At 44.0% G+C, this 9,178-nt stretch carries 10 protein-coding genes; 4 read left to right on the plus strand and 6 right to left on the minus strand.

Annotated elements, in window-relative coordinates; translation table 11 throughout:
- Nucleotides 1–137 precede the first annotated feature (137 nt).
- Nucleotides 138–512, minus strand: coding sequence for a c-type cytochrome (locus F6K20_RS12545; RefSeq protein WP_044495179.1), 375 nt, complete (start codon nt 510–512; stop codon nt 138–140).
- Nucleotides 513–966: 454 nt separating this feature from the next.
- Between F6K20_RS12545 and petG the strand changes: the two genes are divergently transcribed.
- The gene (gene petG / locus F6K20_RS12550) at nt 967–1,080 is read left to right on the plus strand and encodes a cytochrome b6-f complex subunit V (protein WP_070395274.1); all 114 of its coding nucleotides are present in this window, start codon (nt 967–969) and stop codon (nt 1,078–1,080) included.
- 50 nt (nt 1,081–1,130) lie between these two features.
- On the opposite strand, the gene rsmD is transcribed toward petG, so the two are convergent.
- Together rsmD and hisH are read right to left on the minus strand one after the other, a co-directional pair.
- On the minus strand, nt 1,131–1,670 hold the full coding sequence (gene rsmD, locus F6K20_RS12555) for a 16S rRNA (guanine(966)-N(2))-methyltransferase RsmD (protein WP_008189583.1): 540 nt from the start codon (nt 1,668–1,670) through the stop codon (nt 1,131–1,133).
- A gap of 73 nt (nt 1,671–1,743) precedes the next feature.
- Complete coding sequence (gene hisH, locus F6K20_RS12560; protein WP_008189584.1) at nt 1,744–2,400, minus strand: imidazole glycerol phosphate synthase subunit HisH; 657 nt, start codon at nt 2,398–2,400, stop codon at nt 1,744–1,746.
- A gap of 61 nt (nt 2,401–2,461) precedes the next feature.
- Between hisH and F6K20_RS12565 the strand changes: the two genes are divergently transcribed.
- Nucleotides 2,462–2,971: a pyroglutamyl-peptidase I family protein gene (locus tag F6K20_RS12565; protein ID WP_008189586.1), complete on the plus strand. Its 510-nt coding sequence runs from the start codon at nt 2,462–2,464 to the stop codon at nt 2,969–2,971.
- Between the two features lie 84 nt (nt 2,972–3,055).
- Entirely contained in the window at nt 3,056–3,250 is a 195-nt protein-coding gene (locus tag F6K20_RS12570; RefSeq protein WP_287294866.1) for a hypothetical protein, read from the plus strand.
- A gap of 530 nt (nt 3,251–3,780) precedes the next feature.
- Here the strand turns inward: F6K20_RS12570 and ylqF are convergent.
- On the minus strand, nt 3,781–4,647 hold the full coding sequence (gene ylqF, locus F6K20_RS12575) for a ribosome biogenesis GTPase YlqF (protein ID WP_008189588.1): 867 nt from the start codon (nt 4,645–4,647) through the stop codon (nt 3,781–3,783).
- Nucleotides 4,648–4,788: 141 nt separating this feature from the next.
- Complete coding sequence (locus F6K20_RS12580; RefSeq protein ID WP_008189589.1) at nt 4,789–5,205, minus strand: universal stress protein; 417 nt, start codon at nt 5,203–5,205, stop codon at nt 4,789–4,791.
- A gap of 191 nt (nt 5,206–5,396) precedes the next feature.
- On the opposite strand from F6K20_RS12580, the gene F6K20_RS12585 reads away from it, so the two are divergent.
- On the plus strand, nt 5,397–6,602 hold the full coding sequence (locus F6K20_RS12585; protein ID WP_008189591.1) for a phosphoglycerate kinase: 1,206 nt from the start codon (nt 5,397–5,399) through the stop codon (nt 6,600–6,602).
- Nucleotides 6,603–6,831: 229 nt separating this feature from the next.
- Here F6K20_RS12585 and F6K20_RS12590 read toward each other — a convergent pair.
- Nucleotides 6,832–9,178 (minus strand): pentapeptide repeat-containing protein (locus F6K20_RS12590; protein WP_287294868.1); only part of this gene is annotated, 2,347 nt, incomplete at its 5' end.

The raw sequence follows: 9,178 nt of genomic DNA on the forward strand, positions 1-9,178 counted from the left end.
TCAACCTTCAACCTTCAACCTTCAACCTTCAACCTTCAACCTTCAACCTTCAACCTTCAACCTTCAACCTTCAACCTTCAACCTTCAACCTTCAACCTTCAACCTTCAACCTTCAACCTTCAACCTTCAACCTTTAGTTACAATTGTTCCAGGTAACTCAACAGGTCTGCCATATCTCTAGTTTGAGGTTGAAACTTAGGCATTGGTGGTGTTCTACCACTAATCACTTGCTGAATCAGACTCACGTCAGACTTTCTCTTAGAGATACTCACTAGACTTGGTCCTACATGACCATCCCCTTTGGCTCCATGACACCCGGCACAGTTGATTTGAAAAATGGCATCACCTCGGACTGGATCACCGTTGAGGGACAAAACCTTTTGTACATAAGGATCCCAATCCTGCATCATGGGAATTCCGATCAGGCTAAGACTTATAGCAAGCAAAGCGACTAGTACTATCAAGGTGACTCGCCGCACTAGAACTCTAGGTTGGACAAGCTGGTTTTCCAATGGGTCTCCTGTCAAGTTGACTATCAATAAAGCGCTTGTAATCTCGATAAAACTGAACCATTGATTAAGTTGTGTTAAGCAATGATAAGTAAATACTTAGACTAAGTATTATTTTTGTTTATAAACATAGCTTAAAATTTATGGAGTCATTAATCAAGATCTTGTCGTGTATTTGTATTATATGCTACACTATGTCTTAACCATATACCTGATACTAGCGGAATAGATCGATGGTATACATTTTGGTATATAAGCTGGGATATAGGTAAAAGTATTCAACCCAAGTCAGGGCTTAGGTCATGAGGTCAGAACCTCCTGAGTGTGACTGAGCAATCTCAACCCATGGAACTCAGGATGGTTGATAAATAACTGTTTCACCACCAGCAGCACCCTAAGGTTGATCAGAGCTAGTAATATGAGAAACAGGTAAAAAAACTTAATTAGGAGACTTAGTGTGGTAGAACCGTTGCTTGTTGGGATTGTCCTTGGCTTAATACCTGTTACTCTATTGGGACTGTTTTTTGCTGCCTATATGCAATACCAACGGGGTAATCAACTTGGGGGTTAGTTTTTCCTTCCCAGAGCTGATCAACCACTGACCATTACCAAACCCCTGACCTAAACCAATGGGCAATAGAAGGTCAAGGCAGTATTGCCATAGACCTTCTGGCGACAAATTTCTAAATTGGGGATTGGTTTTGGTTGCCAGTAGTTAGAGCTATGCTCAACAGCTAACTCACCATGGGTGTCGAGGAGCTGGTATTGAGCGATCGCATCTAACACTGGCTGGTACAAATCACTAGCGTAGGGGGGGTCAAAATAAATGTGGTCAAACTGCTGAGGAGCCAAGGTTTTCAATCGCCTGACCACATCCCCTTGCAACACCCGAAATTCTTGCTGCGGCTGAGCCATCTGTTGCCAGTTCTGACGAATAATTGAACAAGCTTTTGCCCATTTGTCAATCCCTACCACCAAAGCAGCTCCCCGACACAGAGCCTCAGCCCCCATTGAACCACTACCAGCACATAAATCCAGCCATCGGCAATTCCCTACACTGCCTTGCCAAATATTAAATACTGCCTCCCGCACCCGTGCTGGTGTCGGGCGGGTAATTTGTCCTGGCAAAGTTTTCAGTTGGCGATTGCCGTAAATTCTCATCCAAACACAGGACAGTGGGGAGCGTGCTGATTACATCAGTAGTAGTAGCATAATTTTAGAATAAGAATAATTTTCAGGCTTTGGTGACAAGTGTACGATCATGGCAGTAACTCTTGACCTGAGCCACGAAATTAGACAAAATTTGCAGTCCTGTAGTAGAAGACTTTTCCGGGTGAAACTGTACTGCTACGACATTATTGTAAGCGATCGCAGCCGTCACGGTTTGACTCCCATGAGTAGTAGTTGCGGCTCGAATCATAGGGTCAACTGGGTCAACATAATAAGAATGGACAAAATAGACTCGCGGATTGCCTGATAAATGCTGCCAAAGGGTACAATCCGGTTGAGTAAACTCTAGCTGGTTCCAACCCATATGGGGAATCGTAATACTTGGTTCTCGACGAAAGCGCCGCACTGTCCCAGGCACAATCCCTAATCCAGGTTCTGTGCCTTCTTCACTTGCCTCAAACAGAATTTGTAAACCTAGACAAATACCTAAAAAGGGTTTACCGCTGGCAATGGCTTGTTTAATCGGTTGCTCCAGGTTACGCGATCGCAAATGTTGTATCGCTGGGTCAAACGCCCCCACTCCCGGTAGTACCACCGCATCCGCCTGTTCTATATCTGCTGCTAAATCTGTCACTTTGGTAGTTGCACCAGCTTTCTGTAACCCTTTACAGGCAGAGTGCAGGTTCCCCATGTCGTAGTCTACAACCGCAATTACTGGCATTAACCTGCTTTCCCTTACATTGAACTATTGAAGCTCTTTTTATTCTAATTGGTTCTGTTGGATGAACAAAAAAATCCTCTTGACATCCTTTCAAACCTGGTTACCCGATCAGGTATCTAACTCCTCTGATGATTTATTAGGGAAAATTGCTCAAACCAATGATTTATCTGCTTCCCTGACTTTTCTAAGACAGTTGCCCGTCGATATTGCCGAAGCTAGTGCTCAGGTAATTGCCACAATTGATCAAATACAACCCGATGGGATTATTTGTTGTGGAATGGCGAGTAAGCGGCACAAATTAACTGTGGAATCCTGTGCTACTCGTGAAGATGCCTGCCTTCAAACCCCAGTGAACTTAGAGCAACTAATAGCTGCCTTGAGTGGATGTGAGATTAGCCATGATGCTGGTAAATTTGTCTGCGAAGGACTCTATTACGAAGTGTTGAAGTATCTTGGAGAGCATCACCTCAATACTTCTTGTATCTTTGTTCATGTCCCTGTGCTGAATCCAGAGAATTTGCCTGGTATCTTGGCTGATTTTAGGATAATTTTGGAACAAATGGCACAATAGACTTTGCCGCATTTGTCGGTAACTTCAGATCCGGGAACTTCCGATCAGCACAGAATAATTGAGAAAAACACTATCACGAAAGCAATGCAGCGCCTTAATGAGAGGGTTTCCCCCACTCGCGCTTTGCATCAAGACAATACATTGACAAGAAGCCTAATCAAGACAACCTTCAACCTTCAACCTTCAACCTTCAACCTTCAACCTTCAACCTTCAACCTTCAACCTTCAACCTTCAACCTTCAACCTGCCAACCTTCAACCTGCCAACCTTCAAATTTAAACAAATACAAACTCTTGTTAAGAAATATTGATGCTTATAGCAGTATATATTAATACAGGTAAACAGAGCTTACGCAATTCAGCCATCGACACACTACCTGTATGGGTTAAAGGGTAACTGTTAACACCACCTGTAGAGTTCTTGCGTAAGCCCTGCATCAGCTGTTTCGGTGCTCAATATTGATTATAGGACTGATTGAAAAACTTTTCCCTCGGCAATATTACTGAAGTTGGTTACGCTAATTAGCTCAAGTCATCTGTCTTAAGTTAGGGTTAGCTCCTCAAGTCCCTTCCTGGCTTAAGTTCTGATCTTGATTTTTCAATAAATATTGACAATATTGGTTCAATCAGACTATAATTATCAGATTTATAGAAAAAGATATCCACAGGGAACTTAGGCTCGCGCTCTACGACTCCCGCTGTGCTACTCGCTCTGTGCGACGCTCACTAGCTAGTACTCACTAGTAGAATCGCGCTTGTAATTGTACTTGTGTAGATGCTGTAGATGCTAAGCAATTACATTGGTGGTACTTAGGGTAGTACTTCTGGTGGTACTTCCAATGCAATTGCTCCGAGTAAACCCTTACGAAAATCCCCCAATAGTTGCCGCGCTGTACGTTCGATGTTTCCCTGATAGCGATAGTCGGCTAAACCATGTAAGTAATCTTCAGCGGTCAATGGGTTTGGGTCTAGTTGGTACCGCTTTTCTAAAGAAGACTTTAATAAAAGAGTGTACTCCTTCATCTTATCTAAATCTTTCAGGAATGCAACCAGTGCTGTTGCTACCCGTTGGTTGTCGTAAGATGCTTCACCAATGTCATCACAGATAGCTAACTTGAGCGCCTGCTGCTGATTGTTTAACTTGGCAGGAATAACACCAGGAGCATCAAGTAGTTCAAGTTGGTCAGAAATACGTATCCAACGCAATTGGCGTGTCACACCGGGACGACGAGCACTCTCTACCACACGACGTCCCAAAAGTCGATTAATTAAAGCAGATTTACCGACATTGGGAAATCCAATTACCACAGCTCGGACAGGACGAGGTCGCATTCCCCGTGAGCGCCTACGTCGATTGATTTCCTCCCCAGCTGTCTGGGCTGCTTTAGCCACAGCGCGGATACCCTTACCCTGTTGAGCATTAGTGAAATAGGGGATATCCCCTTGCTTTTGAAACCACGATTCCCAAAGTTGGCGCATCCTTGGGTCAATCATATCCACCCGGTTGATCACTAACACCCGAGTTTTATTACCCACCCACTGGTCGGTTTGAGGATGATTGGTCGAGAGGGGAATCCGAGCATCCCGCACCTCTAATACCACATCCACTCGCTTCAACTGTTCCTTGAGTTCTCGCTCGGCTTTGGCAATGTGTCCGGGATACCACTGGATTGTCATTAGTCATTAGCCATTAGTCATTAGTCATTAGCCATTAGTCATTGGTCATTAGTCATTGGTCATTCGTTAATTGAAAATTGACCATTGACAATTGACAATTAACGGGCAAGCAATTTTAGTGAACCAATGACTAAGCACAACTTATGGGACAATCAATACTGGGCAAGGGGACAAATTAATCACTCGATCGGCCACGCTATTAGGTATACCTTCCTCTGTCAAGCCTGGCCCCCGAGAGCCCATCACAATTAAATTTGCCCCAATTTCGTCAGCCACATCGCAGATCACGAAGGCAGGCTTTCCTTCCCGCTCCACGGTTTTGGCTTCAATGCCTTCCTGAGCAAATAATGCTTTGGCACCGTTAAGCAGTTCTTTTACTGCCTCAGGGGATGTCATTGCCTCGGGAGCAGCTGCTGTAGCCTGGCCAGGGTCAGGTTTTTCAACCACTGACAGCAGATATAGATTGCTGCTGTACTTTTTCACTATGTTCCCAACAACCTCAGCAGCTTCACGGCTTTCTCGACTTGAGTCAATTGGAAATACAACGGTATTGAACATATCACAGATTTCCTCCAGGATCCGGACTCCGGTAAAATGTGAACGGTCTTAACAAAAGAATACCTTTTGTCCTGGTCATTCAGCTGGTGACTTACCAGTTAATGTACAGCGAACTCTCTGAGGTCAAATCATCCGGCAACACGGCTGATAGTCAGGGATTAGCAGGCAATAGCAATTAGGAGATTAATACTGTGTCCAAGAAAAGTGTAGCCAATTTAAGTGAATCAGATTTAGCCGGAAAAACGGTATTGGTCAGAGCAGACCTGAATGTACCCCTGGATGACAATGGCACCATCACCGATGATACTCGCATTCGTGCTGCTTTACCCACTGTTCAAGATTTACTTAAGAAAGGGGCAAAGGTAATCCTGTGTAGCCACTTGGGACGACCCAAGGGACAAGTGAAGGAAAGCTTGCGTCTAACCCCCGTTGCTGAGCGTCTTTCAGAACTGCTGGGTCAACCAGTGACCATGTGTAAAGACTGTGTTGGAGACGAGGTGGCTGCCCAAGTTGGTGCTTTGGAAAATGGTCAGGTGGCTTTACTGGAAAATCTCCGCTTCCACGCTGGAGAGGAAAAGAATGACCCAGAATTCACCAAACAGTTGGCATCCCTTGCTGATTTGTATGTCAATGATGCTTTTGGCACAGCCCACCGGGCTCATGCCTCTACTGAGGGAGTCACCCATTACCTGAGTCCTTCTGTAGCTGGGTACTTGATTGAGAAGGAACTGCAGTATTTACAAAACGCTGTAGAAAATCCGGAAAAGCCTCTAGCTGCAATTATTGGTGGCTCTAAGGTGTCCAGTAAGATTGGGGTGATTGACACTCTACTCGAAAAGGTCGATAAACTGCTAATTGGCGGTGGGATGATTTTTACCTTCTACAAGGCCCGTGGTATGAGTGTGGGTAAGTCCCTGGTGGAAGACGATAAGCTGGATTTGGCGAAATCTCTAGAAGCTAAGGCAAAAGAGCGCGGTGTAGAATTGCTGTTGCCCACCGATGTGGTCATCGCAGATAATTTTGCCCCTGATGCTAATTCCCAGACTGTCAGTATTGAAGCTATTCCTGATGGCTGGATGGGTTTGGATATTGGTCCAGATTCTGTGAAGGTGTTTCAGGAGGCTTTGGCAGATTGCAAAACTGTAATCTGGAATGGTCCGATGGGAGTGTTTGAGTTTGATCAGTTCGCTAAGGGGACAGAAGCGATCGCAAACTCTATGGCTGAGCTGACCAAGACAGGTGCATCTACCATCATTGGTGGTGGTGACTCAGTAGCTGCCGTCGAAAAAGTTGGTGTTGCTGACCAAATGAGCCACATTTCCACCGGTGGTGGTGCCAGCCTTGAGTTACTCGAAGGCAAGGTTTTACCTGGAATTGCTGCTTTAAATGATGCCTAACTAGAGTTTTTTAAAGCATTGTTTTAAATCCTAGTTTTACATAGGGAGATAGCATTGCTGTCTCCCTATTTAGCATTGTCTTGATGGGAAGATTGTTTGGTTTACGATCAATCAGCATTGGTTTTTATGATCTATTTGGAAATGCAAGATTGGGACTAAAGCTGATAGCTGATAGCTGATAGCTGATAGCTGATAGCTGATAGCTGATAGCTGATAGCTTCAATTAAACCTATTCCCAACTTTGGAATTGATTCATCCAAGCTGTAATCTGATCACGGCGAGTTTCAAAGGTAGCGGCAATCCAGATAAACCCAATTCCCACAAACAGCGCTACCACCCATTTAGAAAATGGATAATCAAAGCTAAAAATCAGTAGTTGGTAGATCGCATTAATTAAAAATGTTCCAGTCCCAACATAAATAAATGCTCTTACTTTCATCGCTAATCCAGCAAAAATTAGCACTACACTAATTCCCCCAGTTAATAACCCAAGCCATTGAGCAGTCCAAAAGGAAACTAAACAAATAATACTAGTCCCGATTAACCGGAGATTGTGACGTATTTGTTTTTGGGGGGGTTCACTTAGATAGGGATCGACTTGGGCAATATAGAGTAAGGATAAACTCAAGGGGAGAACATACCAAAGAGCAGCAGTTAAGTGTAGTTGTCCAAACCAACGGAGCAACATCCAGTCAATTACTACTACACTGATAAAGGTAAACCGAATTTGCTGATTAACAATAGCGAGAATAATATAGAAAGCTGCGATAATCACCAAACTAGCTAAATTACCGCTATAGGGATTTTCTGCAATGGCAATCAAGGGGATTAAGAAAGCAGCGATTTGCCAAGGACGTTTTGACCAACCCCAATTTTCCCAAGGTAGGAAATACAGAAAGTAAGCGACTAAGGATGCGATCGCACCTTTCCAAGGCACTAATGGTCCGGATAACAGACGCGCCACAGGGGTATTTATCCAATACAGCCGCATCCCCCATGCTTCAGCAAAACCTAAATAAACCCAGATTTCTCCAAGCTGGCGATTAAACCGATTCCGTCCTTGAGAAATAGCATAGATAACTAAAAACGCGCCAGTACTAAATCCCAGCATCATGGCGGATTCAATGGGTTCAGTTGTTGCTGCTATCAACAAACAACTACTCCATACCCAATGGAGATCGGAAATAACCTTTAGTTCTTTGGGGGTAAAATGTAGATATCCTTTCAGCCAAGGAGACAATACCCGATAGGCGTACATGATACTAGTGCCAAGCACGGCCATTATAATCAATCCATCCCCTTTTGCTCCTCCTCCTAATTGGGATAATTGATATAACAACAGTTGATAGGCAGAAACCGATACTCCAAATAGCGCAAGGTAAATTAGAGGTTTAAATTCTGCACGGCGACGCCCTACCCCAATGGCAATTATTGCTAGGGCAAAAGACAATAAACCTGTCCAATTGGTAAAGGTTCCCCAACTTAAGACCGGTCCTAAGCTACCGTATAGTAGTGGAATAATATGCCAGCTACTAGGTATTTTGTCGAGATTAGATCGGCGTCGCCACCAATCTCCTAAAAGTTGAGCAATTAGTCCTAATACTGTATTGGCAACGGCTAAATTGATCAGTGGATGGTCTAATAAGCCCAGGGCTTCTGTAGTTAACAGTTCTACACTCCAACCAATCCCATAAATAGCCCAGTTGGATGGATAAGGAAAACTGCGATACGCGATCGCTCCTAAGGTCACTGCATTTACGATGAGCATAAACCATGTTGGTGACCCAAACCCAATGTAGACTATCAGAGAATAACAAGTCAGCAGAATTAGCTGAAAAATAAACAGTGCGATCGCCCACCCATCCATTGCTTGTGCATACAGTTTTGGGAGGTTAGTTTGTTGAAGGTTAGTTTGTTGAAGGTTAGTTTGTTGAAGGTTAGTTTGTTGAAGGTTAGTTTGTTGAAGGTTGGCTTTTTGAAGGTTGGTTTGTTGATTTGAAGTTTTAAATTGTGATTGGTTATCCTGTATCTTGCTAACACGAAGTAACCAGCTTCGCGATAACCATAAGGTTAAAATAGCGATCGCTCCAACAACCCACCAATCTTGTCCGGACGGTTGGGGAAAGCTAGGGATGCCATCCCAAAGCAAGAATCCGATTAAGCTGATGCCGCATCCTACGGTAATTGCTGCTGATGTTAATTGCTTTAAATAGCGGGTGTTAACCAACATCAGTGCTGTAGCGGACGCTAAACTGATTAACCGCATTCCTGGTATTCCTAGGATCAGCAATTGGGATAAGATGACAGCAACTACACTCAACTGGATTACAAACTTGTCTTGAGGGGGTTGCCAACTGCGATAACCACGTGCTAATCCAGTCAGAGATAATGGAGTGATTAGCCACAACAGACCCCATGCTCTCAGGTAACTATCTGGGTTAATGTCGTAGGCACTATAGTTGACACACAATAATAGATAACTCAGACCAGCTAAACTTAAACCTAAGTGCCAAGCACTCTCTCGCCAGATCTTGACATAGTCAGAAGTAGCGGGCATCTTTAAACTCAAGCTCCAT

The sequence above is a fragment of the Moorena sp. SIO2C4 genome, assembly GCF_010672485.1.
GTDB classification, from domain to species: Bacteria; Cyanobacteriota; Cyanobacteriia; order Cyanobacteriales; family Coleofasciculaceae; genus Moorena; species Moorena producens.